We start from the raw sequence: 26,516 nt of genomic DNA on the forward strand, positions 1-26,516 counted from the left end.
CTACAACGAAGGAAGAATTTCCCTACAGAGTTTTCGCAATCAGCGTTGTTTTTCGAAACGATAGAACAGGTTCGGCTCGCTGACCATATATAGGTTGCCCGCTTCATCGACGGTGACGCCTTCGGCGCGGGGAACCGTATCTTTCAGCCCGTTAAAGCCTCCCAGCAGCGTCATGAAGCTGACCTGTTCGCCTTCTGCATCCAGTTCCAGCAATAGATGGGAGTCGGCTGACAGCAACAGCATATGTCCCGTACGGGGATCGATCGCCAGGGCGGACAGGTTGCGCAGGTCCAGTTCATCGCTGACATGGATCTGCTTGTCGCCCTTGAGCAATTGGCTGCCGTCACTTTTCCATGTGAACAAGGCTGGCGGGCGCTCTTCGCCCAGCACCAGTTGTTGATTGCGCGGATCCCAGACGATCGCCTCGAACCCTTTGTTCTGGTTCTGTGACGCGCCAAGGTCGTATTGGGGAAAGTCCTTGCTGTTCAGCGTTTGGGTATTCGCATCGACCTGGACGATCGACAGGGTGTGGTTTCGCTCATCGGTAATGGCCAGCAGGCCATTTTCCATATAGGTCACGCCTTCGGGATTGTTCCAGCCCACCAATGGCATCTTGCGCAGCACGTCGCCTTGCAGGGTCAGCTCCGCCAGGAACGGATTCTTGCCCATGACCGCGAACAGCGTCTTGGTCTGCGGGTTGTAGGTGACGTCGGAAGCCTCGTCCTTTTCCATGCCAGGCAGGGGCTTGGCGTCGATCACGGCGCGATAGTCGGGCAACCAGATGCTTTCCTGGCGTTGGGCCGGGCTTTCGAAGCGTTCCGCCACCCAGAGCCGGCCCCGGTCATCCCAATGCATCGCGAACGCCAGGCCATAGGCAGCGATTGCGGCCAGCAGCAGCCAGGCATACCAGGGCAAGCCGAAGCGAGCACGGCGGACGGAGGTGGGCAGGGTTTGGGTCTTGGCCATCGGGGATGCGTTCCAGGAATTCGCGCGAGGGATCGGCAGGCTCAGATGCCGCAATCCCCGGAATTATCCGGATGGCATGTGAAAAAAACGGTAAATGGCGTAGGTGACTTTCCACATTGTGGGAGCGAGCCAGCTCGCGAAAGCGGTGGGTCAGTCAACGTTGATGTGTCGAACAGATTGCTTTCGCGAGCAGGCTCGCTCCCACAGAGGTAAGACTTTTATTTAGCGAACGCTGCTTTCGAAGCGGCTCGCCCCAGGCAGTTCCAGCACCAGTTCATCGCCAATGTTCAGCGGCCCGACGCCCGCCGGGGTGCCCGTGAGAATGACGTCTCCGGCCTGAAGCGAGAAGCAGCCGGCCATGTACTGGATCATCGGCACGATGGGGTTGAGCATCAGGCTGCTGTTGCCGTCCTGGCGGACTTCGCCGTTGATGGTCAGGCGAACGGGAATATCGGTCAGGTCGGCAAACGTGGCGTTCGAGACAAAGGGAGCGATCACTGCCGCGCCGTCGAAGGACTTGGCGACTTCCCATGGCAACCCCTTGGCCTTGAGTTCGGCCTGCTTGTCCCGCAGGGTCAGGTCCAGGGCCGGGGCGAAGCCGGAAATGGCGTCCAGTACTTCTTCAACGCTGGGCTTGGTGGACAGTGGCTTGCCGATCAGCACGGCGATTTCCGCTTCGTAGTGCACCGAGCCGCGGTCGGCGGGAATGCTGAAGCCGCCTTCCAACGGCACCACGCAGCTGCCTGGCTTGATGAACAGCAGCGGTTCGGTGGGCACCGGGTTATCCAGTTCCTTGGCGTGTTCGGCATAGTTGCGGCCGATGCACACTACTTTGCCCACCGGGAAATGAATACGCGTACCGTCGACATACTGGTGCTGATAGCTCATTACCGACTCCTGCCTTGAGATTTCATCAAGTGTTGTTATAGATCAAACCGCGAAAATCTTGCCTGGGTTCATGATGCCGTTCGGGTCGAACACCGACTTCACGGCTTTCATGTATTCGATTTCAACCGCAGAGCGACTGTACGTGAGGTAGTCGCGTTTGGTCATGCCCACGCCGTGTTCGGCGGAGATTGAACCGTTGTACTTCTCGACGGTTTCAAAGACCCATTTGTTCACCGTCGCGCATTTAGCGAAGAACTCATCCTTGCTCAGGTTTTCCGGCTTGAGGATGTTCAGGTGCAGGTTGCCGTCGCCGATGTGGCCGAACCAGACTATTTCAAAGTCTGGGTAGTGTTCGCCGACAATCGCGTCGATTTCGCGCAAGAAGCCCGGGACTTTGGAGACGGTTACCGAAATATCGTTTTTGTACGGCGTCCAGTGGGAAATGGTCTCGGAGATGTACTCGCGCAGCTTCCACAGGTTTTGCAGTTGGGTTTCGCTCTGGCTCATTACGCCGTCCAGTACCCAGCCTTGTTCGACGCAGTGCTCGAAAGTCTCCAGGGCGTGGTTGGCGACTTCTTCGGCGGTGGCTTCGAATTCCAACAGGGCGTAGAAAGGGCAGTCGGTTTCGAACGGGGCCGGGACGTCGCCACGGTCGAGGACCTTGGCCAGGGCCTTGTCGGAGAAAAATTCAAAGGCGGTCAGGTCCAGCTTGCCTTGGAATGCGTGCAGTACCGGCATGATCGAGTCGAAGTCCGGCGTGCCGAGCACCATGGCGGTGAGGTTTTTCGGCGCGCGGTCCAGGCGCATGGTGGCTTCGACCACGAAACCAAGGGTGCCCTCGGCGCCGATGAACAGCTGCCGCAAGTCATAGCCGGTGGCGTTCTTGATCAGGTCCTTGTTCAGTTCCAGCACGTCGCCCTTGCCCGTCACGACCTTCATGCCCGCCACCCAGTTGCGGGTCATGCCGTAGCGAATGACCTTGATCCCGCCAGCATTGGTGCCGATATTGCCGCCAATCTGGCTCGAACCTGCCGAAGCGAAGTCCACCGGATAGTAGAGCCCATGTTCTTCAGCCTTGTTCTGCAACTGTTCGGTGACCACGCCCGGCTGGCATACGGCGGTGCGGTCGGTCAGGTTCACATCGAGGATCTGGTTCATGTAGTCGAATGACACGACCACCTCGCCATTCGCCGCGACGGCGGCGGCGGAGAGGCCGGTACGCCCGCCCGATGGCACCAACGCGACTTTGTGCGCGTTGGCCCAGCGCACAATGGCCTGGACTTGTTCGGTGGTCTTTGGAAACACAATGGCGGTCGGTGCGGGCGCGTAATGCTTGGTCCAATCCTTGCCGTAAGCATTCAGGGAGTCGGCATCGGTCAAAACTTTGCCAGGCTCAACCAGGGTCTTCAGCTCATCTATCACGGCAGGATTGGTCATCGACAGAACTCTCGAACAATTCATGGTCATCCTGAGAACGCTTCACGTCGCAGGAATGGGTGTTTGCGGGGGGCATATGCTAGCATACCGACCCCGCAGCGTAGTGCCCAACGGCTGTTCTGCGGCGACGGCTGTCATGCCGGTCGGGCCAGCATGCGCTGTCCGATTCCCTGCCATTTTTCTCCGGGACACAGGTTTACGCAGATGAGCAAGACTTCTCTCGATAAGAGCAAGATCAAGTTCCTTCTTCTCGAAGGCGTCCACCAATCGGCTGTCGACGTCCTCAAGTCGGCGGGCTACACCAGCATCGAGTACATCACCAGTTCTCTGCCGGAAGCCCAGCTCAAGGAAAAGATCGCCGATGCTCACTTCATCGGTATTCGCTCCCGTACGCAACTGACTGAAGAGATCTTCGACCACGCCAAGAAACTGGTGGCGGTCGGCTGCTTCTGCATCGGCACCAACCAGGTGGACCTCAACGCGGCTCGCGAACGCGGTATCGCGGTGTTCAATGCGCCGTATTCCAACACCCGTTCCGTTGCCGAACTGGTGCTGGCCGAGGCGATCCTGCTGTTGCGCGGCATCCCCGAGAAGAACGCTTCCTGCCACCGTGGCGGCTGGATCAAGAGCGCGGCCAATTCCTTCGAGATCCGCGGCAAGAAGCTGGGTATCGTCGGCTACGGCTCGATCGGTACTCAATTGTCGGTACTGGCTGAAGGCCTTGGCATGCAGGTGTTTTTCTACGACACCGTGACCAAGCTGCCGTTGGGCAACGCGACCCAGGTCAACGACTTGCACGAATTGCTGGGCATGTCCGACATCGTCACCCTGCACGTGCCGGAAACCCCGGCCACCCAGTGGATGATCGGTGAAAAGGAAATCCGCGCCATCAAGAAAGGCGGGATCCTGATCAACGCCGCTCGCGGCACCGTGGTCAAGCTCGACGCACTGGCCGAAGCGATCAAGGACAAGCACCTGATCGGCGCGGCGATCGATGTGTTCCCGGTGGAGCCTCGCTCCAACGATGACATCTTCGAAAGCCCGCTGCGTGGCCTGGACAACGTGATCCTGACCCCGCACATCGGCGGTTCCACCGCTGAAGCCCAGGCCAACATCGGTCTGGAAGTGGCTGAAAAACTGGTCAAGTACAGCGACAACGGTACCTCGGTATCGTCGGTGAACTTCCCGGAAGTGGCTTTGCCGGCCCACCCTGGCAAGCACCGCCTGCTGCACATCCACGAAAACATTCCGGGTGTGATGAGCGAGATCAACAAAGTCTTCGCGGAAAACGGCATCAACATTTCCGGTCAGTTCCTGCAGACCAACGAGAAAGTCGGCTACGTCGTGATCGACGTCGATGCCGAATACTCGGACCTGGCCCAAGAGAAGTTGCAGCACATCAACGGCACCATTCGTTGCCGCGTGCTGTTCTAAGCGGGCCTGGCTTGCAATGAAAACGGGAGCTCCGAAGGGGCTCCCGTTTTTTCTGTCCGACACAATGGAACCCTGTGGGAGCGAGCCTGCTAGCAAAAGCTGTCTGTCAGGCGCATTTACGTTGACTGATATGCCGCCTTCGCGAGCAGGCTCGCTCTCACAGTGGATACTGCATTTATCTTCTAAGTGCTGTGTTACTCGACGTTCACCGTGATCTTTTCGGACACGATCGACGGGTCGAACGGCATATGGCCGCTGTCGCCCAGGATCAATTGCAAGGTGTGTTTGCCCGGCGCCAGTTTGATCGTGGCTTCGGTTTGCGCCTTGCCAAAATGCATGTGGTGGGGGTCGGTCGGAATCGGCGTGCCCTCGGCAGGCAGATCATCGACATCGATCAGCAGGTGGTGATGGCCGGTGTTCTTGGTCACGTCGCCCGCCGGGGCAAGTGCAATATTCTTGACGCCGAACTTGACCTTGAACTCTTGGCTGACGGTGGCACCGTCTTCAGGAGAAACGATGAATACTTCTGCACCTTTGGGCGCCGGGGTTGCCGCTGTCGCCAGCATCGAAGTTCCGAGCAACAAACCGGCCAACGCCGCACGTGACATAAAACTTTTCATTTTTTACTCCAGTTTTCCCATAAATCCGTCGGGTCATGACAACTTCATGACTAATCGTTGTCGAAGCCTGCAACAACCATAGCAAAGCGAGCCTGAAACGAGCGTCGCTTGTATAAATACTAGGAGTGACCATGCGTTTCCTGCCTGGCCTGATCTGCCTGCTACCTCTGTTGAGCCCTCTGGCCCATGCGGAACTGATCGACGACGTCAACGACCGTGGCGAGTTGCGAATCGCCCTCGAGGCCAACACCGCGCCGTTCAATTTCAAGGAGGACGGCAAGCTCACCGGTTTCGAAGTAGAGCTGGGCGAAATGCTCGCGGGCGAGCTCGATGTACGCCCTGATTTTGTCGTCACCGATGCGGCGGATCTGTTGTCCGGCGTGGAAAGCGGCAAGTACGACGTCGCCATCAACCACATAGCAATGACCCCGGAGTTGGCGGAACGTTTCGATACCAGCGCTACTTATAGCCAACCGGATGCGCAATTGCTGGCAAGCAAGGATGAGGCGCAACGTCCTCTGGTCCTGGCGCAGTCTTTCCAGCCCGAGGAAAAGAAGGGGCCGGCGCCGAACCTGGTCATTCCATTCCAGAAAGGCAACCCGGCGTTCAAGGCCAGCCTGGACAATGCCTTGGCGCGTATCAAGGACGATGGGCGGCTGGAGCGGTTGTCGCAGAAGTGGTTGCTCAAGCAAGAGTGAATTTGTGGTCAAACGCAATCGTTGTGGCGAGGGAGCTTGCTCCCGCTCGGCGGCGCAGCCGTCGTAGCGCGGTTGACGCGGTCTGTCGGGAAACCAGATTGACCGGGTTGGGGCCGCTTCGCGGCCCAGCGGGAGCAAGCTCCCTCGCCACAAGAGCTAGGCACAACCTCGTTACAGAGCCGCTTTCAAATCTTGCGCCATACGCTCGCCAACCAAGGCTGCTGCTCTCGCGGCAGCCCCGCCGGCCGGTAGTAATGCTCCAGCTCCACAAAACCCGCCTGCGTGAGCGACACGCGCCAGGCCGCGAGGTCGTGATACGCGCCAAAGCGTTGGCCGTTCCAGCCTTCCTGGTTTTCGCCCCGGGGGTTTGAGCTGAACAGCACGCCGCCGGGCTTGAGCGTGGCGTGTAATTGCTTGAGCACGCGCGGCAGCTCCTGCACAGGGATGTGGAACAGGACGGCGTTGGCGAAGATCCCGTCGAAACGCTCCGCCGGCAGATCGAGTTGCAGGAAATCCTGTTGCCACACCTCGCATCCGCTGTCCTGGCGGGCCATGCGCGCGAATTCGCTCGAACCGTCGAGGCCCACCGCGACATGGCCCATGGCCGTGAAGGTGCGAAGATCACGCCCAGGGCCGCAGCCGAAATCGAGGATATGGAACGGCGCCTGGCCTTGGATGTGTCGCAGCAGGGCGTCGATGTTCTGGCTGACGTCATGATCGCGGGTGCCTTCGCGAAAACTCTCCGCCACGGCGTTGTAATGGCCAAGGGTCGTGGCGGTGATGGACTGCAGATCGTCGGCGGTGTGTTTCATGGTCGCTGGCTTTGGATGGGGAGTGTTTGACGACTATACCGCAAGCTCGCTCCCACAATGTTTCGCCTCTCAGCGCTTGTTCAGCCCCCGCGCCAACCGATCCCCGCCCAATTGAATCATCGCCACCAATGCCACCAGCAACACGATCACCGTGAGCATGATCTGGCTGTCGAAACGCTGGTAACCGTAGCGGTAGGCAATGTCGCCCAGGCCTCCGGCACCGATCGCCCCGGCCATGGCCGATGAGTTGATCATGGTCACCAGCGTGATGGTAAAGCCGCCGACGATGCCGGGCAGCGCTTCGGGTAGCAGCACATGCCAGACGATGTGCCAGCGCCGGCAACCCATGGCCTGGGCCGCTTCGATCAGGCCATGGTCAACTTCCCGCAAGCTGACTTCGGCGATACGCGCAAAAAACGGCGTGGCGGCAATCGTCAGCGGCACCACCGCGGCCCATACGCCATAGGTGGTGCCGACAATCAATCGGGTGAACGGAATCAGCGCCACCATGAGAATCAGGAAGGGGATCGAGCGGAACAAATTCACAAACCCGCCCAGGGCCTTGTTCAAGGCGGGCGCCTCATAGATGCCGCCCTTGCCGCTTGTGACCAGTATCACCGCCAGCGGAATGCCCGCCAGCAACGCGATCAGCGACGACACGCCAACCATGAGGAACGTGTCGATGAAGCCCTGCAGCAATCGGTCAAACCACATAACCCAACACCTCCACCCGTTGTGCCCAGTTGCCCGCACGTTGACGCAGTTCATCAGCGCCCCATGACGACCCGCTCACCGCCAGCAGCAACTGCCCCAGCCCGTGGCCTTGAATTCTTTCCAGGCCGCCGTGCAGCAGCCGTACCCGTCCACCCAGGGCACTGAACAGGGCCGCGAGGTCTGGTTCGTCGCCGCTGTGCCCCGTGAATTGCAGGCGCAGTACAGTGGCTGCGTCCGCGGAGGTCGGGTGGGGTTGCAAGCGGCTTTGCAGTTCCTCGGGCAGTGCGTGCTGCAACGGCGCCAGGAGCGTGCGGCTGACGGCATGCTGCGGGTTGCCGAAGACTTCCCAGACCGGCCCTTGTTCGACGATCCGTCCTTGTTCGAGCACCACCACCCGGTCGCAGACTTCGCGGATGACCGCCATTTCATGGGTAATCAGCACGATGGTCAGGCCCAGCCGCTGGTTGATCTCACGCAGCAAACCGAGGATCGATTGAGTCGTTTCCGGATCGAGCGCCGAGGTGGCCTCGTCGCACAACAGGATCTGCGGGTCATGGACCAGCGCCCGGGCAATCCCGACACGCTGCTTCTGACCGCCCGAGAGCTGCGCCGGATAGGCGCCGTGCTTACCTTGCAGGCCGACCAGTTCCAACAATTCGCGAACCTTGTGCAGACGTTGTTCCTTGGGCACGCCGGCAACCTTGAGCGGCAGCTCGACGTTCTGCCACACCGTCTTGGCCGACATCAGGTTGAAGTGCTGGAAGATCATGCCGATGCGCCGGCGCAGCTCCACGAGACGATCTTCATCGAACTCGCCGATGTCCACCTGATCGATCAGCACCCGTCCGCTGGTGGGTTGTTCGAGGCGGTTGATGGTGCGGATCAGCGAGGACTTGCCCGCGCCACTGCGGCCGATGATGCCAAAGACCTCGCCGCGCTGGATCGCCAGGTCGATGCCTTGCAGCGCGGGCACCGGGCCCTGGGTGCCAGGGTAGGTTTTGCCGAGGCCGATGAAGCGCACATGGGCACGGTTCAGTTCTGGATGCAGCTCGGTCTGGTCGGCGACGTGGGGCGCTGGGGCTTCATGACGGAGTCGAGCGTTGACGGCACTCATGATCAGCCTTCCCAGCCGGCTTGGTAGAGCTTGCCATGGGCCTTGTCCAGGGCCGCGCGCACGGCAGGTGAGTGTTGGTAAATGTCGACGAACTTGATCAGCCTTGGATCGTTCTCGCTCTTGGGCTGGATCACGAACTGGATGACATATTCCTTGTGGTCGAGGCCGTCGAAGAGCAAGGCAGACGTCGCGTCGAAGGTGTTCGCGAGGCGAATGTAGGCTGGATAACCTTGTACCAGATCCGCGTCTTCATAGGCACGCACCAACTGCACGGCTTCGACTTGCAGGATCTTGAGCTTCTTTGGGTTGGCGATGATGTCGTCTTCGGTGGCCTTGTAGCCGACGCCCGGCTTGAGCTGGATCAGCCCGGCCTTGGCCAGCAATTGCAAACCGCGTCCGCTGTTGATCGGATCGTTGGCAATGGCCACGCTGGCGCCTTCGGGCAGCTCGTCGAAGCTTTTGTACTTCTTCGAATAGAGGCCGACGTTGTTGATGATTCCCGGTGCGAACGGCACCAGGTCGAAACCGGCGGCGGCCTTGGCGTTCTCCAGGAACGGTATGTGCTGGAAATAATTCACGTCGATGTCGCCCGAAGCGAGGCTGACGTTAGGCGCAATCCAGTCGCTGAATTCCACCAGTTCGACTTTCAGGCCTTGTTTGCCGGCCTCTTCGACGGCGGCCTCCAAGGGTATGGCGAACGCAGCGGTGGTGCCGATTTTCAACGGGGCGTCGGCGGCGAACAATGCCGAGCTGAACAGGCCGAAAGCCAGGGCCAGGGTTCTGACTGGCAGAGTGAGGAAGTGCTTGGTCATGTCGGATATTCCAGTCATCGATTAATTGAGTGATGCGCCTTTGTGGCGAGGGAGCTTGCTCCCGCTGGGCTACGAAGTAGCCCCAAACTCTTTGGGCGGGCTTCGCCCATCAGCGGGAGCAAGCCCCCTCGCCACAGGATGAGTGCCGGTAGGTTGAGCCGGTATGTTGTTCGGGCAAACGAGCCCCCCCGTGAAACAGCTTTTCCCGCAACGTGCCATCGTCGTATTCGGTCTTGTACGACCCGCGTCGCTGCAGCTCGGGAATCACCAGGTCGATGAAGTCCAGGTAACTTTGCGGCGTGACGATGCGGGTCAGGTTGAAGCCGTCGAGGCCGGTTTCGGCGATCCAGGATTCCAGCTCATCGGCGACCTGTTCGGGCGAGCCGACCACCGTGATGTAGCGACCGCCCAAGGCGTGTTGCTCCAGCAATCTGCGTCGGGTCCAGTCGTTGTTTTGCAGGGTCTTGGTGGCGGACTGGATGGCGTTGCTCTTCACGTACTGGATCGGTTCGTCCAGTTCGTACTCGGCAAAATCAATGCCCGTCGAGGCGGAGAAATGCGCCACTCCGGCCTCGGCGCTGGCGTAGCCCAGGTACTCGGCATGCTGGGTCCAGGCCGCCGCTTCGGTTTCGCCGACGATCACGTTCAGGCCCATGAACACTTTGATGTCTTCGGCATGGCGCCCAGCCGCGAGGGCGCTGGCGCGGACCTTGTCCACCTGGACCTTGGTCGCCGGTTTGTTCTGGCCACTGATGAACACGCACTCCGCATGGCGCCCAGCGAACAGCAGGCCCCGCTCGGAGCTGCCCGCCTGGAACAGTACCGGCGTGCGTTGTGGCGAGGGCTCGCAGAGGTGATAACCCTCGATCTGATAGAACTCCCCCTGATGCTGGACCTTGTGCACTTTCTCTGGCCGGGCATAAATCCGCTGCTCGCGATCGTTGATGACCGCGTCGTCTTCCCAACTGCCTTCCCATAGCTTGTAGAGCACTTGCAGGTACTCGTCGGCCTGGTCGTAGCGCCGGTCGTGCTCGACCTGCGCGGTAAGGCCCATGGCCTTGGCGGCGCTGTCCAGATAGCCGGTGACGATGTTCCAGCCAACCCGTCCGCGGCTCAGGTGGTCCAGCGTGCTCATGCGCCGGGCGAACAGGTACGGCGGTTCGTAGGTCAAGTTGGCGGTGAGGCCAAAGCCGAGGTTTTTCGTCACTGCGGCCATTGCCGATACCAGCAGCAACGGGTCGTTGACCGGCAGTTGAATCGATTCTTTCAGCGTGACGTCCACGGACCGCTGGTAAACGTCATAGACTCCGACGATATCGGCAATGAACAACCCGTCGAACAAACCTCGCTCCAGCAACTGGGCCAGCCCGGTCCAGTATTCAATGGTGTTGAACTGGGTCGAAGTGTCCTCTGGATGGGTCCACAGACCGTGGTTGATGTGCCCGATGCAGTTCATGTTGAACGCGTTGAGGAGGATTTTTTTCTTGCCGGCCGCCATCAGATCGTCCCCCGCAGCGGCGGTTTTTCATCGTTGAGGTAGAAGTTGCCGACCGCGTGATATTTCCAGCGCACCGGGTCGTGCAGGGTGTGCACTCGGGCGTTGCGCCAGTGGCGGTCGAGGCCATGTTCGGCCAGGGTCGCCTGGCTGCCGGCCAGTTCGAACAGCGTGCTGCCGGCGGCGAGGGAAATTTCAGTGCTGAGGGCCCGGGCTTCGGCCACGGCGATCGAGGCCGCCGCCACCGTTTCTGCGTTCGTGTCGGCCTGGGCGCGGTCAAGAAGTTCACCGGCGCGTTCCAGCAAGGCTTCGGCGGCATGCAGGCGAATGCTCAGGTGGCCAAAGCTTTTAAGAGTGTGCGGGTCCTGGGTGGCGACGTCGCTGGTGGCGTCGATCCACGGACGGGTTTTGCTGCGGACAAAATGCAGGGCGTCTTCATAGGCGGCGCGGGCGATGCCGGCGTCGATGGCGGCGTGGAGGATCTGCGCCAACGGGCCTACCGGCGTTGGGCGTTCGAAGGCGCTCTGGAAGGGCACGATGTCTTCGGCATCGACAAGGACATCCTCGAACACCACCGAGCCGCTGCCGGTGGTGCGCTGGCCGAAACCGCTCCAGTCGTCGATCACCGTCAGGCCCTTGCTGCTGCGCGGGACGAACGCCAACTGTTGCACGCCGTTTTCATCCACCACCGAGGTGGGGATGCGCTGGGCATAGATCGCCCCGGTGGCGTAGAACTTGCGGCCATTGATGCGATAGGCCTCGCCGTCGCGACGCAGTTGGGTGATGCGGTCATGGGCCGTCCTCGTCCCGAGCTCCGCCAGGGCGTTGCCAAACCGCTGGCCGGCCAGCACCTCGGCGTACAGCCGTTGCTTCTGGGCCTCGCTGCCGTTAACCCGCAGCACTTCCAATGCATAGAAATGATTTTGCGGAATCTGGCCGAGCGAACCATCGGCCTGTGAGATCAGCGCGATGACCTTGGCCAGCGTGACGTTGGATACGCCCGCACCGCCGTAGGCCTTGGGCACGCTGATGCCCCAAAGGCCCGCGCGAGTGAACGCTTCCAGCTCCGCAAGAGGCAGACGCCGTTCGCGGTCGCGCAGGGCACTGTCGCGTTTGAAGTCATCAGCCAGGTCGCTGGCGACAATCAAGGCTTGTTCATCGCTGGTGATCACCGCGACGTGTTGGGAAAACGTCATGTGCTGCTCCAGAGTCGGGGTCGTCAAATCCAGGAGTGCCGGGCAGGCAAGGTGCCGTTCAGGCGGTAATCGCCGACCGCGTGGTATTTCCAGCGCACGGGGTCGTGCAGGGTGTGGACCCGTGCGTTGCGCCAGTGGCGATCCAGGTTGAATTCAGCGAGGGTGGCGCGGCTGCCGGCCAGCTCGAACAGTTTCTCGCTGGCGTGCAGGGCGATTTCGGTGGTCAGGACCTTGGCTTCGGCGACGGCTATCGAGGCGCGGGCGGCGGACTGTTCGGTGATCGGCGCGGCGTTGACCTGGTCAAGCACCTGCCCGGCCTTGCGCAGCAAAGCCTCGGCGGCGTGCAGTTCGATCTTCAGCTTGCCGACATCGGCGATGACATACAGATCGTCACTGGCCCGCTCGACGTTGGCGTCGATCCAGGGGCGCGAGCGTTTGCGCACGAAGTCGATGGCATCGTCGATGGCGCCGCGGGCGATGCCCAGGTCAATAGCGGCCTGGATCAGTTGCGAAAATGCTCCTTGCACGTTGGGCGTGTCGTTGATGCGCCAGTTGTCCAGTACCAGCTCGGCGTCGACCCGCACATCGTTCAGCAGCACCGTGCCACTGGCCGTGGTGCGCTGGCCGAAGCCCGACCAGTCATCAACGATCCGCAGGCCCGGTGTGCCGCGCCGCACGAACGCCAATACCTGGCGACCCTCCTCGTTCAAGGCCTTGACGGCGACCCAATGGGCGAACAGCGCACCGGTGGAATAGAACTTCTGCCCGTTGATGACATAGCCGTCACCGTCGGCCGTGATCCGTGCCTTGAGTTCCAAGGTGTTGCGGGTGCCGCGCTCCGGTCCGGCATTGCCGATGCGCCAGCCTTCCAGCACGCTTTGGAGAAGCAATCTCTTCTGCCGCTCGGTGCCCGTGGCAAGAATCAGCTGGAGCACGCCGAACTGGTTTTGGGGAATCTGACCAAGGGCCGGATCGGCAGCGCAAATGATTGCAAACACCTCGGCGATCGTGACGCAGGAGACTTGCGGGCCACCGTAATCGCGGGGCACGGCAATGCTGCCGAGCCCGCTGCGGGTGAATTGCTCGATTTCCGACCAGGGCAGCTTGCGTTGCTGGTCGCGACGCGCAGCTTGCTGGCGCGCCAATTGCGCCAGTTCATGGGCAGCTTTGATTGCTTCGGCATCGGTGCGCAGCACCTGCGCCGGCAGCAGTGATGGGGCGATGTCCAGGTCGCTCTGGACCTTTGGCTGGGCCAGATCGGACATCACAGCCACTCCGTGGCTGCACGCAGTGCCTTGGCGCCCTGCATTGGGGTGATTGTATTCCGTACCATACCCACCTCACATCTCAAGAAAACGCCGCGATGAAGCGGCGACCAAAATCAAGAATGTCCGGTGGTCCGGTTTATATACCCTAAACGCGTAGATATTATTTTTGAACTAACTTTTAGGAATAACCATAGGCTGGATGTGATACCGCCGTGGCCTTTCCAAATACGACTACGGAAGAGAAACGTCACGGCGCCCGGCGTCGCGGTTCAGCGGCCACGAGCAGGTCTGTCGGCGGATTCTTCAGATACGGGTTGGCGCAACCGATCTTCAACGTACGCGGCGGAGCCCAGCGGGAATTGTTGCCCACCCGGTCGATGATGCAATAGCTCACTTCCAGACGCAGGTCCTCGCCCGCTTCCATGATGACTTCCGGCGGAACCCAGACGTGGACCGGTTGGCCTACTTCACAAGGCTTGATCCTTGGCAGGTCCATGCGCACGTCGCCCCAACGCACGGTAATCGCATCGTCGGCGGCCATGTTCAGGTAGGGCTCGATCGTCACCGGCACGCCACGTCTGATCTGGTTCGGGTTCACGCCTTGGCGGCGGATGGTTTCCGGGATCCGCACCGGCGCCAGGCTCTGGTTTTCATCACCGGTCAAGGCCGACGGTTGGCCACCGGGGCAGTCCAGCTTGACCTGAACCTGTCGCGCCGCGGACAGCGCCGGCCCGCGTCCGATTTGCATGACGCGGTAGTGGACGCGGGAGGTCCCGTTGACGATGAAACTCTCCGGTACCCGCAGGCAAATGCTTGCGCGCAGGTCCGATTCTGTAAGCAGGCGGGAGCCGACGTAGCAGTTGTCCCAGAATAATTCGACCAGATCCCCCGGATCCATGCCGGGATAGGGCGCTACAACGACCTCCAGGTGCGCGGCGCTGGTGATATTGATGCCGCTGCTGGCCAAGGTGGGCGCGGGCAACTCAGGGGTATGCGACGTACATGTCATGGGTGTTCTCCTTGATGTCTAAACGCACTACGTTCCGGAAATATCGAAGACGTGAATAATTGCCGCGTTACTTGGTTTTAGGATGCTCGTTGATTTTTATTGAAGATAAGTAAAGCGCTTCGCCTGTTTGCGTCTAGATAAAGGTTGGAGAGTTTCAGTGTCAATAGAAGCGCTTGCGCAAAAGTTGATAATGTCAGGCTTCAGAAATGTCCTACGCATTGCTGTTAAGAATACGTTGTTCTGGTCGTACTTTTCCTCGGGCGTTGGGGTTCGAGGCTTTGCAGGGTGCGGATAGGCTGATCTCAGTCGAGGCGCGACTGAATAACTTTCTAACTTGGCTGGATAAGTAAAGGCGGGAAGTTCACGTTTTGCTTTGGATGAGGGATGTTGCAAGTTGTCTTACTTCCATCCTTGGAAGTAACGACATTGTGCTGCTTTAGTGCGTGCCGTGTCCTGCTGAGAGGAACTTGCTGAGGAACTGTCGGGTACGCTCTTCTTTCGGTGCTTCAAACAATGCCTTGGCTTCGCCTTGTTCAACGATCACGCCTTTGTCGAAGAACACCACGCGGTTTGCCACATCCCGGGCGAAGCCCATCTCGTGGGTCACGATGACCATGGTGCGTTTTTCTTCGGCCAAGCCACGAATGGTTGCCAATACTTCACCCACCAGTTCCGGGTCGAGGGCCGAGGTGGGCTCGTCGAAGAGGATCACCGCCGGTTCCATCGCCAGCGCCCGGGCGATTGCCACGCGCTGTTGCTGGCCACCGGACAGGCGCCTTGGATAGGCGTTTTCCTTGCCGGCCAAGCCGACTTTCGCCAACAGTTTGCGACCCAGCGCTTCGGCGTCGGCACGGGGCGTCTTTTTCACCACGATCGGGCCTTCGGTGACGTTCTCCAGCGCGGTGCGGTGGGGGAACAGATTGAAGTTCTGGAACACGAAACCGACCTGCTGGCGCAAACGACGCACCAGGCCCTGCTGCTGGTTCAAAGGGCGACTGCCATCGATCTCGATGTCGCCGACCTTGATCCGACCGCTGCTGGGCTCTTCGAGGAAATTCAGGCAGCGCAGGAAGGTCGTCTTGCCCGAACCGCTGGGGCCGATGATCGCAACCACTTCGCCTTCTTCGATCTTCAAGTCGATGCCGTTGAGCACCACCTGGCCCTTGAACTGCTTTGTCAGTTTTTCCACGACAATCATGGGTCAGGACTCCTGGTCGTGCCGATTGACCCGAGCTTCCAATACGTTCTGCAAGTGCGAAAGCACGGTGGCGAGAACCCAGTAGATCAGCGCGGCGGCAAGATACATGGTGAAGATTTCGAAGGTACGGGCGGTGATCAATTGCGCCTGACGGAACAGCTCCGGCACCTGGATAGTCGCCGCCAGCGCGGTGTCCTTGACCAGGGAGATGAAGCTGTTGCCCAGCGGTGGCAGGGCCGTACGCGCGGCTTGCGGCAAAATGGCCCGACGCAGAGTCTGGGCACGGGTCATCCCGATGCTCGCCGCCGCTTCCCACTGGCCGCGCTCGATGGAGCTGATGGCGGCCCGCAGGATCTCACAGGCATAGGCCGCCATGTTCAGCGAGAAACCGATCAGCGCCGCTGGAAGCGGGTCCAGCTCGACCCCCAGCTGCGGCAACCCGTAATAGATCAGGAATAACTGCACGAGCAACGGCGTGCCGCGAAAGAACGACACGTAGGCGCGGGCTATCCAGTTGACCACCTTGAGACGAGACAGGCGCATCAGCGCCAGGCCGAACCCCAGCAACAAGCCGAAGAACATCCCGCCCAGGCTGAGGATGACGGTGTAATACGCGCCCTTGAGCAGGAAGGGCGCGGAGTCCAACGCGAGTTGAAGAGCTGCTTCCATTATTGGGTGACGTCAGCGTTGAAATATTTTTCCGACAGTTTTTTCAGCGTGCCGTCGGCGCGCAGTTTTTCTATGGCTTTGTTCACGGCGGCCAACAACTCAGGCTCGCCTTTGCGCAGGGCGATACCGGCCTCCTGGCGAGAGAAGGCTTCGCCGGCGGCGGTCGTGTCCTCGGCTTTCTTGGCGTATTCCAGCGCGGCGAGGCGGTCGATCAGGATGGCGTCGATGCGGCCAACGCGCAGGTCCTGGAACTTGCTCGGGTCATCTTCGTAAGTGCGTACATCGGCGGTAGGCACGTTGGCCTTGACCCACTGTTCGTAGTTGGTGCCCAAGCCAACGCCGACTTTTTTACCGCCCAGGTCAGCGGCTTTCTTGATGTTCAGCTCGTCGGCTTTCTTCTTCAGGACCAGCGCTTGAATGCCGGAAACAGTGTACGGCTCCGAGAAGTCGTATTTCTTCTTGCGTTCTTCAGAAATGGTCACCTGATTGACCACAGCGTCCAGGCGCTTGGATTCCAGTGCCGCGAGGATGCCTGCCCATGGGGTGGTCTGCAGCTTGACCTTCACACCCAGCTCCTTGGCCAGGGCTTCGGAAAATTCCACTTCGAAACCGGTCAGCTTGCCGTCGGCGTCAACGAAGCTGAACGGTGGGTACGTGCCTTCCAGGCCGATCTTGATTTCACCAGCGTCCTTGATGTTTTGCAGTTGCTCACCGGCAACCGCTTGCCCCAGCAGGCCGGCGCCCAGTACCAGGCCCAGCGAACCCACCAGCAGGTTGCGACGTAATGCGGAAAAATTCATGACAAGCCCCTGTGTTTTCTTAGAAGACATCGTTTGGATGGAAAGGCGTCGCCGCGCTCCGAAAAGATTGCCACATCCTGCCTTAAAGCAGCCAAGACGTCTCGCGGCAAATGCGCCTGCGGCGAGACTATAGGGTGGCTTTTATAGGTTGGAAAATAATATTAAATCCTCCCTATATAACCACATGGATTGTTTTCTGGACCTCAAAACGCCGCGTTGTAGGCAAACAATGCCGGCGCACCACCGGTGTGAAGGAAGATGATCGGGCCCTCGTCGAAGCGGTCGCGACCAATGCCGTCGAGCAGGCCCGCCATGGCCTTGCCGGTGTAGACCGGGTCGAGCAAAAGCCCTTCCTGGCTCGCCAGTAGCTTGACCGCCGCCAGCGTGCCGGCGCTGGGTTCGCCGTAGCGGGGAGCAAAGTATTCATCCCACAGGTTCACTTTGAAGGCTTGCGGGACGGCGACATCCAACAGCTGCGCCGTGCGTTCGGCCAGGCCCTGGACCTTGGGGAATTGATCTTCTTCGCTACGGGAAACCGTCACGCCAATGACCGGAAGCGCGGACAGGCTTTCGCTCAAGGCCAGCGCCAGGCCGCTGTGGGTTCCGGCACTGCCCGAGGCCAGCACGACGGCGGCGAAATCGATACCGGTGTCCTTGATCTGTTCGGCCAGCTCCAGCCCAGCACGGACATATCCCAGTGCGCCGAGGGCGTTCGAACCACCGATCGGCACCAGGTAGGGTTTTTTCCCGTTGCTGCGCAGGCGGCCAGCGAGGGCCTGCAATTGATCGTCGGCGTTCTCCAGGTTATCCACCAATTCGACTTTCGCGTCGAACAGGTCAAGCAGCAGTCGATTGCCGTTACCCAGGTAATTGCTGTCGTCGGTGCCGATGGGGTTTTCCAGCAGCGCCACGCAACCCAGGCCCAGCCTGGCGGCCAAGGCAGCCGTCTGGCGGACATGGTTGGACTGGATCGCGCCCGCGGTGATGAGGGTGTCGGCACCTTGGGCCAACGCGTCGGCGCCCAGGTATTCAAGCTTGCGCAGCTTGTTGCCGCCCAGTGCCAAGGGCGTCAGGTCGTCGCGCTTGATGTAGACCTCGCGGCCGAGCCATTGGGAGAGGCGTTCAAGTTTTTCCAGCGGTGTCGGATGACCGAGCAGGTCGAGACGATGAAAGCGGGACAGCTGTTCTTTGATCATGAGTCCGTACTGGTTGTAGGCGATGTCGGACTATAGGCATGTGGATATTCGGGCGGCAACCAGCAATCTTCGACCCGGCGTGAATGGAGATGAAGAAGGGTTTGTAAGCTTCCACAGGGTTCGAGGCAACACTGAACGAATGCGCGCCAGGCAACGTCATACCCAGCCATAGGCTAGTGTATGAAACGTGCCATTTAGCCCGGCGATTAGTCTCTAGTTCCCTATTCATGTTTAACTTGAACGTTCATTCAAGTTAAACCATTGGTTTGCTGCCCGCTCACAACAGGAGGCTTGCCTTTGCCGAGTCCGTTTGTACACATCGCTGCTTCGCTTCGCGAGGTGCTCTGTCCATGAGCACTTCGTCCCTCCCACCCAGCGGCCTGGTCCGCATGAATCCGCCAGTGTTTTATTTCTCGGCGACCTTCATCCTGCTGTTCGGCCTGGTTGTCATCACGCTGCCCAAGCAGGCCGGCGCGTGGCTTCTGGCGGCCCAGAACTGGGCGGCCAACACGGTCGGTTGGTATTACTTGCTGGCGATGACCCTGTATCTGATTTTCGTGGTAGTCACTGCATTGTCCGGCTACGGCAAGATCAAGCTCGGAGCCGACCACGACGAACCCGAGTTCAGTTACCTGTCCTGGGCCGGCATGTTGTTCGCCGCCGGGATCAGCATCACGTTGTTCTTCTTTTGCGTTTCGGAGCCGCTGACCCATCTGGTCCAGCCCCCCCAAGGGGAGGCCGGCACCGCCGATGCGGCGCGCCAGGCCATGCAGATCCTATTCCTGCACTGGGGCTTGCACGGCTGGGGCGTCTTTGCATTCGTCGGCATGGCCCTGGCGTACTTCGCCTACCGGCACAACTTGCCGTTGGCCTTGCGGTCGGCGTTGTACCCGCTGATCGGCAAGCGCATCAATGGCCCGATCGGTTATGCAGTGGACGGCTTCGGCATCATCGCGACCGTGTTCGGCCTGGGTGCGGACATGGGGTTTGGAGTGCTGCACCTCAATTCCGGGCTGGATTACCTGTTCGGCATCGCCCACACGCAGTGGATTCAGGTTGGCCTGATCGTACTGATGATGGGGGCGGCAATCATCGTCGCCGTGGCGGGTGTCGATAAAGGTGTGCGGGTCATGTCTGACATCAACATGCTGCTGGCCTGCGCGCTGTTGCTGTTCGTGCTGTTTGCCGGGCCGACGCAGCACCTGCTCAACACGCTGATTCAGAATTTGGGGGACTACCTCGGCGCGCTGCCGATGAAAAGTTTCGACCTGTACGCCTACAACAAGCCCAGTGACTGGTTGGGCGGCTGGACCGTTTTCTACTGGGCGTGGTGGATCGCCTGGTCGCCGTTCGTGGGGCTGTTTATCGCACGGATTTCCCGTGGCCGTACGATCCGCGAATTCGTGTTTGGCGTGCTTTTGATTCCACTGGGTTTCACCCTGGCGTGGATGTCGATCTTCGGCAACAGTGCCCTCGACCAGGTACTGAACCATGGCATGAGTGCCTTGGGCATGTCCGCCCTGGAGAACCCGTCGATGAGCCTTTACCTGCTGCTGGAAACCTATCCGTGGAGCAAGACGGTGATCGCGGTCACGGTGTTTATCAGCTTCGTGTTTTTTGTCACGTCCGCCGATTCAGGCACCGTGGTGCTTTCGACATTGTCTGCCAAGGGTGGCAGCCCCGATGAAGACGGGCCGAAATGGCTGCGTGTGTTCTGGGGGGCGATGACCGCCCTGGTGACCAGTGCCTTGCTGTTTTCCGGCAGCATCGATGCGCTCAAGTCAGCGGTGGTGCTGACGTCGTTGCCGTTCTCCATGATTCTTTTGCTGATGATGTGGGGGCTGCACAAGGCGTTCTATCTCGAATCCCAGAAGCAGATTGCGCAATTGCATTCCCTCGCGCCGGTGGCGGGATCTCGCCGGGGCACGGGCGGCTGGCGCCAGCGTCTGAGCCAGGCGGTGCATTTCCCTTCCCGGGACGAGGTGTACCGTTTCCTGGACACCACGGTGCGCCCTGCCATCGAAGAAGTGAAAGCGGTGTTCGCTGAAAAAGGCCTGGCGGTGATGACCCAGCCAGACCCGGCCAACGACAGCGTCAGCCTGGAGATCGGCCACGGCGAGCAGCATCCGTTCATCTACCAGGTGCAGATGCGCGGCTACTTCACGCCGTCCTTCGCCCGGGGCGGCATGGGCTCCAAGCAAATCAACAACCGGCGTTACTACCGAGCCGAGGTGCACCTGAGCGAAGGCAGCCAGGATTACGACCTGGTGGGCTACTCCAAGGAGCAGGTCATCAACGACATCCTCGATCAGTACGAACGCCATATGCAGTTCTTGCATCTGGTGCGCTGAGCTAAGCCCAAGGACGGCGTCAACGAGCTTAGGGTCTGGCACCACCGGCCCCAACGCGAGCAGGCTCGCTCCCACAGGTCAAGGATTCCCTTGTGGGAGCGAGGTTGCTCCGGGCGGCGATCAGACCAGCCCACCATTGGCCCGCAGGATCTGCCCGTTCACCCAGCCGGCAGCCGGGCTGACCAGGAAAGACACGATGCTGGCAATGTCTTCCGGCTGGCCGAGGCGCTCCAAGGGCGGCATCTTCGCGTAGTGCTGCACCTGCTCTTCGCTTTTTCCGTGCATGAACAGCTCGGTGGCGACCGGCCCCGGGGCCACGGCATTGACCGTGATCTGGCGACCGCGCAGTTCCTTGGCAAACACCTGGGTCAGCGACTCCACCGCGGCCTTGCTGGCTATGTACACCGAATAGCCAGGCAGGTTCAGGCCCACGGTGCTGCTGGAAAAATTCACGATTCGGCCGCCGTCGTTCAGCCGGGTCGCGGCTTCGCGCAAGGTGTTGAACGTGCCCCGGGTATTGATTGCAAACGTGCGGTCGAACAGCTCATCGCTGTGCTGTGCCAAGGGCATGACCTGGAGGATGCCTGCGTTGTTGATCACCACATCGACCTTGCCCAGCTGTGCTTCGACTTCATCGAACATCCGGCTGACATCGGCGGCAACCGACACGTCGGCCTTCACCGCTATGGCCTGGTGACCGGCCTGGCGCAACTGCACGACCAGCCTGGAGGCTTCGGTGGCACTGCTGGCGAAGTTGACGGCGACGGCGAAACCGTCAGTGGCCAGTTGCTTGGCAATCTCTGCACCGATGCCGCGCGAGGCGCCGGTGACAATGGCAACTTTGGAGTTTGGAACAGTCATGGCAAGAATCCCCTGAGATGTCGTGGTAGGTTGAAGCCAGATTCACATGTTTACTCTTGGCGATAAATGCAGGAAAGTTGCCTTGACTGTTCAATATCTCTCAACAATCAGGGCGCAGGATTCCGATGGATCAGGTCAAGGCCATGCGGGTATTTGTCCGCATATACGAGCGCAGCAGTTTCACCCTGGCCGCTGAAGATTTGAGCATGCCCCGGGCGACGCTGACCCACACGCTCAATCAATTCGAGGCCTGGTTGGGGGTGCGTTTGCTGGAGCGCAGCACCCGCAAGGTACGCCCGACCCTTGATGGCGAAGCCTATTACCCGCGATGCGTGCAGTTGCTGGCCGAGCTGGAGGAAGCCGAACTGGCGTTTCGCGGCGTGGCGCCCAAAGGCAAGCTGAGGGTGGACCTGCACGGAACCCAGGCGCGATATTTCGTGATCCCGGCGCTGCCGCAATTCATGGCTCGCTACCCCGAAATAGAATTGTTCATCAGCGAGGCGGATCGTTTCGTCGACCTGATTGCCGAAGGCGTTGATTGCGTCGTGCGTTCCGGCACGTTGGCGGATTCGTCATTGATTGGCCGGCGCGTCGCCAATCTTCGGCAGATCACTTGCGCCAGTCCTGCTTACCTTCGCCGGCACGGTGAGCCGAAAAGCCTCGCGGATCTGAAACATCACAAAGCGGTGAATTACGTCTCGCGCAGTACCGGCAAGCTGTATCCGTTCGAGTTCATGGTCGAGGGCGAACTCAAGGAAGTGCCGATCGGGGGCACGTTGTCAGTGTCCGGCGCGGAAATCTACGCCGCGTCGGCCATCGCCGGGATGGGCCTGATCCAATGCCCGCATTACCGGATGGAGGAGCCGATCCGGCAGGGTCTGATCCAGGAAGTCCTCGCCGCGACTCCACCACCTTCCATGCCAGTGTCGGTGCTCTATCCGCACAACCGACACATGTCGCCACGGGTGCGAGTATTCGTGGATTGGGTGGCCCAGGTGTTTGCGCAGGCGCGTTAAGGCTAGGCTATCGGGTCTCTGTGGGAGCGAGCTTGCTCGCGATGAGGCCATACCTGTCGATGATTTGTTGGCAGATCCACCGCTATCGTCGGATCGCCGCCCGGAGCAAGCTCGCTCCACACCTGCCATGCGAACTTTCGGCCTGACCGATGCGTCTGTGAAATGTTAGCTTCTGCCACTCGCCGTTCGCACAGAGAGCCTTTTCGATGACCTACACCGCTGCGCAAAACCGCTACGAGTCCATTCCCTATCGCCGCGTCGGGCGCAGCGGGCTGGTGCTTCCGGCCCTGTCACTCGGCTTGTGGCACAACTTCGGCGACAGTACGCCGATCGATACTCAGCGAGCCTTGCTGCGCACGGCATTCGACCTGGGCATCAACCATTTCGACCTCGCCAACAACTACGGCCCGCCCTACGGCAGCGCCGAAATCAATTTCGGTCGGCTGTTGCGTGAAGATTTCAAGCAGTACCGCGATGAACTGATCATCTCCAGCAAGGCCGGCTGGGACATGTGGCCCGGCCCTTATGGACAGGGCGGCGGTTCGCGCAAATACGTGCTCGCCAGCCTCGACCAGAGCCTGCAACGCTTGGGCGTGGATTACGTGGACATTTTCTACTCCCACCGTTTCGATCCCGACACGCCACTGGAGGAAACAGCCAGCGCCCTCGCCACAGCCGTTCAACAGGGCAAGGCTTTGTACATAGGCATCTCTTCGTATTCGGGCGTGAAGACCCGGGAAATGGCCGCGCTGCTCAAGGAATGGAAAGTCCCGCTGCTGATCCACCAGCCGGCCTACAACCTGCTCAATCGCTGGGTGGAAAAAGACCTGCTGGACGCTACCGAGGAACTCGGCACTGGCGTCATCGCTTTCACGCCGCTGGCCCAGGGACTGCTGACCGACAAGTATCTCAAGGGCATTCCGGCCGATGCGCGGGTGAATCGTCCGGGCGGTGGCTCGTTGCAAGCGTCGCATCTGTCGGATGAAAATATCGCCCACGTCCGCGCCCTCAACGAAATCGCCCAGCGTCGCGGCCAAAGCCTGGCTCAAATGGCCCTGGCCTGGACGCTGCGCGATCCACGTGTCACCTCGGCCCTGATCGGCGCGAGCCGGCCGGAGCAGATCGTCGAGAACGTCGGGGCGTTGCAGAACCTCAACTTCAGCGCCGAAGAACTGGCCGAGATCGACCGGTTTGCCCAGGAGGGTGGGATTAACCTGTGGGAGAAGCCTTCGACGGCGGAGTAACACCGAACACCCCTGTGGCGAGGGAGCTTGCTCCCGCTGGGCCGCGAAGCGGCCCCAAACCCATTCAACGCTGCGTATCAGGAAAAGCAGTGGGACAGGTTTTGCGACTGCTGCGCAGTCGAGCGGGAGCAAGCTCCCTCGCCACGGGGATATGCGTTACCCCGGAAAACCATTCGGGCAAGGCACTCACCTGAAAAACGGCACATCCCCCAACACCGTCGCCCGGTGCATCACGCGCCGGGCGGGACGGTAGTCGTCCACGGCGAAATGCTGGGTCACGCGGTTATCCCAGAACGCCACGTCGTTGGCCTGCCAGCGCCAACGAACGGTGAACTCCGGTCGGGTGGCGTGGGCGAACAGCAGTTTCAGGATCGCCTCGCTTTCGGTTTCCGATAGCTCGTTGATTCGGGTGGTAAAGCCTTCGTTGACGAACAGCGAGCGGCGGCCGCTCACTGGATGAGTACGTATTACTGGATGGGACAACGGCGGGTTCTTGCGCCGAGCTTCCTCCCAACGCACCAGGTCTTCAGGCGAGTTGCCGAAGCGCTCCAGCGGAAATGAACGGGTGAAATCGTGGGTCGCTGTCAGACCTTCCAGCAAACTTTTCAACGGCGCCGACAACGCTTCGTAGGCTGCAATGCCGCTGGCCCATAACGTGTCGCCGCCAAACGCCGGCAGCAGCTTGGCGCTGAGCACCGCGCCCAGGGCGGGTGTCGGCAAGAAGGTCACGTCGGTGTGCCACACCGCGTTATCGCGAACGTCGGTGACGGCGGTGTCGAGCACCAGCACTTCAGGCTGCTCCGGTATGTTGGGGTAGATCGGATGGATGTGCAGGTCACCGAAATACGCCGCGAAACGTGCCTGTTGCGGTGGTTCGATCGGCTGGTCGCGGAAAAACAGTACCTGATGTTCCAGCAATGCCTGCTCGACGAAATCCCGGTCTTGCGGACTCAGCGGTTGGCTGATGTCGATCCCGTTGATCTGCGCGCCGAGGGCAATGCTTAAAGGGGTAATGGTCGGGCGGCTCATTTTGATTCTCTCGGATGGGCGCCGAATGGTCGGCGTGGTCATTGCGTATCAGTGAGCCTGGCCGTGCCATGGCACCAGTTTGCGTTGCAGGGCGCGCAGGCCCATCTCCATGGCGAAGGCGATCACTGCGATCACCAGGATTCCCAGAACCACGACATCGGTGACCAGGAATTGCGCCGCCGACTGCACCATGAATCCCAGGCCGCTGGTGGCTGCGATCAGTTCAGCGGCGACCAGCGTCGACCACCCCACGCCCAGGCCGATGCGTATGCCGGTAAGAATGTCGGGCAAGGCGCTGGGTACGATCACATGACGAATCAATTGCGTCCGCGAGGCGCCCAGGGACTGCGCGGCGCGCAATCTGGCCGGGTCGACGGTGCGCACGCCGGTGGCCGTAGCGATGGCGATCGGGGCGAAGATCGCCAGGTAGATCAGCAGGACTTTCGACAGCTCGCCGATGCCGCACCAGATCACGATCAGCGGCAAGTAAGCCAGGGGAGGGATCGGCCGATAGAACTCGATCAGCGGATCGAGCACGCCACGGGCAATACGATTGGCGCCGATGGCGATGCCCACCGGTACCGCTGTCAGCACCGCGAACAACAGGCCCAGGCCAATCCGGCCGAGGCTTGCGCCCAGGTGTTGCCAGAGTGTCGAGTCCATGTAGCCGCTGGTTGCCAGCAGCCAACCCTTCTGCAGCACGGCGAAGGGCGGCGGCAGGAACAGCGGTTCGATCAGCCCGGTGGCGGTGATCGCCCACCAGAGAAACAGCAACACCACCAATGTCAGGCCGCTGATCCAGCGTGTGCTCAGCCTGCGTCGAGCGGGTGCGGCCGCGTGCGAATTCACGGCATCGCCGGCCACGGCTGGAATTTCATAGCTGCTCATGCGCGCTCCTGTTGTCGAGTGGCGCTGCGTTGGGAAAACACTCTAGCAAGCACGTGCTCGCGGGTCTCGATGAAGCGTGGATCGGACTTGATCGACCGGGCCGATTCGCCAGCGCCGTAGCGGTGGCCGAAATCCAGGCTCAGCCGCTCGACGATCCGCCCGGGATCGGGCGCCAGCAAAATCAGATCGGTCGCCAGGAACACGGCTTCTTCAATGTCGTGGGTAATCAGGAACACCGGTTTGGCGGTGCGCTGCCAGACCTGCAGCAGCAGTTCCTGCATCTGCTCGCGGGTGAAGGCGTCCAGGGCTCCGAACGGTTCGTCCATCAACAGTAGCCGTGGATCGGCCGCCAGCGCGCGGGCCAGGCCGACGCGTTGCTTCTGACCGCCAGACAGCTGCCAGACGCGACGCTTTTCGAACCCGGCCAGGTCCACCAAGGCAAGCATTTCCCGGGCGCTAGCCTCGCGTTTTTCTCTCGCGGCCCCGGCCAGTTCCAGGCCAAACCCGACGTTTGCCAGCACGTCCTGCCAAGGCAGTAACGCATCGTCCTGGAACACCACGCCACGTTCGGCGCCCGGGCCTGACACTGGCACGCCGTCCAAGGTGATTTGCCCGGCGCTGGGCTCGACGAACCCGGCAATCAGGTTCAGCAACGACGTCTTGCCACTGCCGGATGGCCCGAGGGCGACCAGCAACTGCTGTGGACCCAGGGTCAACGAAATATCCGCCAGTACCGGTTTCGTGGCGCCGGGGTACTGTGCGCTGATGCGCTCCAGCTGTAGCAAGGCCATTTCGGTGTCT

Annotated in this window: 25 protein-coding genes; 5 read left to right on the top strand and 20 right to left on the bottom strand. The window is 60.6% G+C overall.

All coding sequences use genetic code 11. From position 1 onward, the window contains the following. Window positions 1-39: 39 nt before the first annotated feature. From J3P90_RS01260 to J3P90_RS01270, 3 genes are all read right to left on the bottom strand, one after another. Entirely contained in the window at window positions 40-966 is a 927-nt protein-coding gene (locus J3P90_RS01260; protein ID WP_434561246.1) for an SdiA-regulated domain-containing protein, read from the bottom strand. 222 nt (window positions 967-1,188) lie between these two features. Further along, a complete protein-coding gene (locus J3P90_RS01265; RefSeq protein ID WP_420766458.1) occupies window positions 1,189-1,854 on the bottom strand; it encodes a fumarylacetoacetate hydrolase family protein in 666 nt (221 codons plus the stop codon). 42 nt (window positions 1,855-1,896) lie between these two features. After that, complete coding sequence (locus J3P90_RS01270) at window positions 1,897-3,291, bottom strand: FAD-binding oxidoreductase (protein WP_434675723.1); 1,395 nt, start codon at window positions 3,289-3,291, stop codon at window positions 1,897-1,899. Window positions 3,292-3,495: 204 nt separating this feature from the next. Here J3P90_RS01270 and serA point away from each other — a divergent pair, with 204 nt between their 5' ends. Further along, window positions 3,496-4,725, top strand: coding sequence for a phosphoglycerate dehydrogenase (serA, locus tag J3P90_RS01275; RefSeq protein ID WP_039592617.1), 1,230 nt, complete (start codon window positions 3,496-3,498; stop codon window positions 4,723-4,725). A 194-nt stretch (window positions 4,726-4,919) separates the two neighbouring features. On the opposite strand, the gene J3P90_RS01280 is transcribed toward serA, so the two are convergent. Continuing rightward, entirely contained in the window at window positions 4,920-5,345 is a 426-nt protein-coding gene (locus J3P90_RS01280) for a DUF4399 domain-containing protein (protein WP_420766456.1), read from the bottom strand. 131 nt (window positions 5,346-5,476) lie between these two features. Between J3P90_RS01280 and J3P90_RS01285 the strand changes: the two genes are divergently transcribed. Next, window positions 5,477-6,043: a transporter substrate-binding domain-containing protein gene (locus tag J3P90_RS01285; RefSeq protein ID WP_434675724.1), complete on the top strand. Its 567-nt coding sequence runs from the start codon at window positions 5,477-5,479 to the stop codon at window positions 6,041-6,043. A 185-nt stretch (window positions 6,044-6,228) separates the two neighbouring features. Here the strand turns inward: J3P90_RS01285 and J3P90_RS01290 are convergent, their stop codons facing one another. The 12 genes from J3P90_RS01290 to J3P90_RS01345 form a co-directional block, all read right to left on the bottom strand. Next, window positions 6,229-6,855 (bottom strand): class I SAM-dependent methyltransferase, encoded by a 627-nt coding sequence (locus J3P90_RS01290; RefSeq protein ID WP_434561240.1) that lies wholly within the window; start codon window positions 6,853-6,855, stop codon window positions 6,229-6,231. A gap of 69 nt (window positions 6,856-6,924) precedes the next feature. After that, window positions 6,925-7,569, bottom strand: a complete 645-nt coding sequence (locus tag J3P90_RS01295) for a methionine ABC transporter permease (protein ID WP_434561238.1) — start codon at window positions 7,567-7,569, stop codon at window positions 6,925-6,927. After that, window positions 7,559-8,683: a methionine ABC transporter ATP-binding protein gene (locus J3P90_RS01300; protein ID WP_434628075.1), complete on the bottom strand. Its 1,125-nt coding sequence runs from the start codon at window positions 8,681-8,683 to the stop codon at window positions 7,559-7,561. The genes J3P90_RS01295 and J3P90_RS01300 overlap by 11 nt, the downstream gene beginning before the upstream one ends. A 2-nt stretch (window positions 8,684-8,685) precedes the next feature. Next, window positions 8,686-9,495 (bottom strand): MetQ/NlpA family ABC transporter substrate-binding protein, encoded by an 810-nt coding sequence (locus tag J3P90_RS01305; RefSeq protein WP_420766451.1) that lies wholly within the window; start codon window positions 9,493-9,495, stop codon window positions 8,686-8,688. Between the two features lie 109 nt (window positions 9,496-9,604). Continuing rightward, a complete protein-coding gene (locus J3P90_RS01310) occupies window positions 9,605-10,993 on the bottom strand; it encodes an LLM class flavin-dependent oxidoreductase (RefSeq protein WP_434675725.1) in 1,389 nt (462 codons plus the stop codon). Then, entirely contained in the window at window positions 10,993-12,186 is a 1,194-nt protein-coding gene (locus tag J3P90_RS01315) for an SfnB family sulfur acquisition oxidoreductase (protein ID WP_434608381.1), read from the bottom strand. The genes J3P90_RS01310 and J3P90_RS01315 overlap by 1 nt, the downstream gene beginning before the upstream one ends. 23 nt (window positions 12,187-12,209) lie before the next feature. Continuing rightward, window positions 12,210-13,451, bottom strand: a complete 1,242-nt coding sequence (locus J3P90_RS01320; RefSeq protein ID WP_434675726.1) for an SfnB family sulfur acquisition oxidoreductase — start codon at window positions 13,449-13,451, stop codon at window positions 12,210-12,212. 250 nt (window positions 13,452-13,701) lie between these two features. Beyond that, window positions 13,702-14,463: a hypothetical protein gene (locus tag J3P90_RS01325; RefSeq protein WP_434675727.1), complete on the bottom strand. Its 762-nt coding sequence runs from the start codon at window positions 14,461-14,463 to the stop codon at window positions 13,702-13,704. A gap of 436 nt (window positions 14,464-14,899) precedes the next feature. Then, a complete protein-coding gene (tcyN, locus tag J3P90_RS01330) occupies window positions 14,900-15,661 on the bottom strand; it encodes an L-cystine ABC transporter ATP-binding protein TcyN (RefSeq protein WP_420766446.1) in 762 nt (253 codons plus the stop codon). A gap of 3 nt (window positions 15,662-15,664) precedes the next feature. Continuing rightward, on the bottom strand, window positions 15,665-16,330 hold the full coding sequence (tcyL, locus tag J3P90_RS01335; protein WP_420766445.1) for a cystine ABC transporter permease: 666 nt from the start codon (window positions 16,328-16,330) through the stop codon (window positions 15,665-15,667). Further along, window positions 16,330-17,130, bottom strand: coding sequence for a cystine ABC transporter substrate-binding protein (tcyJ, locus tag J3P90_RS01340; protein WP_434608375.1), 801 nt, complete (start codon window positions 17,128-17,130; stop codon window positions 16,330-16,332). The genes tcyL and tcyJ overlap by 1 nt, the downstream gene beginning before the upstream one ends. A gap of 203 nt (window positions 17,131-17,333) precedes the next feature. Then, window positions 17,334-18,326, bottom strand: a complete 993-nt coding sequence (locus J3P90_RS01345; protein WP_434675728.1) for a D-cysteine desulfhydrase — start codon at window positions 18,324-18,326, stop codon at window positions 17,334-17,336. Window positions 18,327-18,715: 389 nt separating this feature from the next. Between J3P90_RS01345 and betT the strand changes: the two genes are divergently transcribed. Then, window positions 18,716-20,677 carry a choline transporter BetT gene (gene betT / locus J3P90_RS01350; RefSeq protein WP_434611683.1) on the top strand — a complete coding sequence of 654 codons (1,962 nt, stop codon included), beginning with the start codon at window positions 18,716-18,718 and terminating at the stop codon, window positions 20,675-20,677. 120 nt (window positions 20,678-20,797) lie between these two features. Here the strand turns inward: betT and J3P90_RS01355 are convergent, their stop codons facing one another. Continuing rightward, window positions 20,798-21,538, bottom strand: a complete 741-nt coding sequence (locus J3P90_RS01355) for an SDR family oxidoreductase (RefSeq protein WP_434675729.1) — start codon at window positions 21,536-21,538, stop codon at window positions 20,798-20,800. Window positions 21,539-21,663: 125 nt separating this feature from the next. Here J3P90_RS01355 and J3P90_RS01360 point away from each other — a divergent pair, with 125 nt between their 5' ends. Together J3P90_RS01360 and mgrA are read left to right on the top strand one after the other, a co-directional pair. Next, window positions 21,664-22,554, top strand: coding sequence for a LysR family transcriptional regulator (locus J3P90_RS01360; RefSeq protein ID WP_434561222.1), 891 nt, complete (start codon window positions 21,664-21,666; stop codon window positions 22,552-22,554). A gap of 206 nt (window positions 22,555-22,760) precedes the next feature. Continuing rightward, window positions 22,761-23,798, top strand: coding sequence for an L-glyceraldehyde 3-phosphate reductase (mgrA, locus tag J3P90_RS01365; protein ID WP_434561220.1), 1,038 nt, complete (start codon window positions 22,761-22,763; stop codon window positions 23,796-23,798). Between the two features lie 186 nt (window positions 23,799-23,984). Here mgrA and tauD read toward each other — a convergent pair whose 3' ends face one another. The 3 genes from tauD to tauB are packed head-to-tail and all read right to left on the bottom strand — an operon-like array spanning window position 23,985 to window position 26,506. After that, the gene (gene tauD / locus J3P90_RS01370) at window positions 23,985-24,827 is read right to left on the bottom strand and encodes a taurine dioxygenase (protein ID WP_420766439.1); all 843 of its coding nucleotides are present in this window, start codon (window positions 24,825-24,827) and stop codon (window positions 23,985-23,987) included. Between the two features lie 48 nt (window positions 24,828-24,875). After that, on the bottom strand, window positions 24,876-25,715 hold the full coding sequence (gene tauC, locus J3P90_RS01375; protein ID WP_434675730.1) for a taurine ABC transporter permease TauC: 840 nt from the start codon (window positions 25,713-25,715) through the stop codon (window positions 24,876-24,878). Further along, window positions 25,712-26,506 carry a taurine ABC transporter ATP-binding subunit gene (gene tauB / locus J3P90_RS01380; RefSeq protein WP_434675731.1) on the bottom strand — a complete coding sequence of 265 codons (795 nt, stop codon included), beginning with the start codon at window positions 26,504-26,506 and terminating at the stop codon, window positions 25,712-25,714. The genes tauC and tauB overlap by 4 nt, the downstream gene beginning before the upstream one ends. Between the last annotated feature and the right edge of the window lie 10 nt (window positions 26,507-26,516).

Origin of the sequence: Pseudomonas sp. D3-10, assembly GCF_051132175.1 — a bacterium.
GTDB lineage: Bacteria > Pseudomonadota > Gammaproteobacteria > Pseudomonadales > Pseudomonadaceae > Aquipseudomonas.